This is a genomic window from Bowdeniella nasicola (assembly GCF_001907295.1).
Taxonomy (GTDB): Bacteria; Actinomycetota; Actinomycetes; order Actinomycetales; family Actinomycetaceae; genus Bowdeniella; species Bowdeniella nasicola.
Genome location: NZ_MQVR01000176.1, coordinates 1 through 955, shown reverse-complemented (window position 1 = coordinate 955; position 955 = coordinate 1). Strand labels below are relative to the sequence as shown.

Here is a 955-nt window from a genome sequence, read left to right as displayed (position 1 = left end):
CACGACCATGACCGATACCGACACGCCCGCACTAGCAAGCTAAAACCCCAAACGAGAGGAAAACGCCGTTACACCACTACAAGGGACTTGACCGGATGCGCACGTCGGCGACGGAACACGACCGGATTCTTGCGACGATCGAAGGCGGGAATCAGGACGCGATCGAACGCATCGCCCGTATCCACAAGATGGCGGCCATCGGTGAATTTCGAGAGATCTACGGAAACCCGTCAGAGATTCGTCCGTAAAGTTTTTCTTGATCGCTCAATTCGGCGATCCTAAAGTAAAGAGATGAAATCTCACCGTCGAGCAATGCCGGTACATGTCGTCGCTACCGGCCTCGGCTGCCTACTGCTCGCCGGGTGCACTCTTGGCGGTCCCACTCCCCCGGCAAGTCCCCTCAACGGCATTAGACGTTAAAGGTCAGGCGCACGAGATATTCAGGCCAGTCCGCGGCGCGGCGGGATTGATGCCTACCTCCACAAGTCAGACGAGGTCTTAAGTTTTGACGTCGTCAACAACGGCTGGCAGGTGGCGCGGCTACTGACGTCGGTCACGGCAGACGACCCACAGCCGATCTCGGTTACCCCGTCACCTGGCGAACGCGTCACGGCAATTGCGGTATGCGGAGACGCCGACGCGCTCTCCACTCTCACCGTTGATGGCAAGGAGATGGCCAAAGGCCCTGCGCCTTAGGCATCACGACCTACGCGTTGCCACTGAAGACCGATGCGGCGCCACTCAAGGTGGATGTTCGCCGTCACGCCTTCCACCCCCTATGAGGTGGCGTTCTATTCAGGGCGCGATCCGTCGAGCTAACCCGTGAGCGAGCCGCACTAATGCTGGCTATCGCTCGAGGTCGAAGTTGAGTCCCTCATAGTGGTGTAGCGGGGTGGTCGTGCTGGACAGCAGGGCGGTCACCGCGTGATCCTCGAGTTCATCTTCTACAACTCAC

The 955-nt window shown here is 59.2% G+C and carries 1 protein-coding gene; it reads left to right on the top strand.

Features of this window, described 5'->3' with window-relative positions; all coding sequences use genetic code 11:
* The first annotated feature begins 95 nt into the window (after positions 1–95).
* Positions 96–248, top strand: a complete 153-nt coding sequence (locus BSZ39_RS14010) for a hypothetical protein (protein ID WP_158025226.1) — start codon at positions 96–98, stop codon at positions 246–248.
* Positions 249–955: the final 707 nt, after the last annotated feature.

Coding starts and splice junctions, on each gene's coding strand:
- BSZ39_RS14010 (WP_158025226.1), top strand. CDS start 96: ATGCGCACGTCGGCGACGGAACACGACCGGATTCTTGCGACGATCGAA.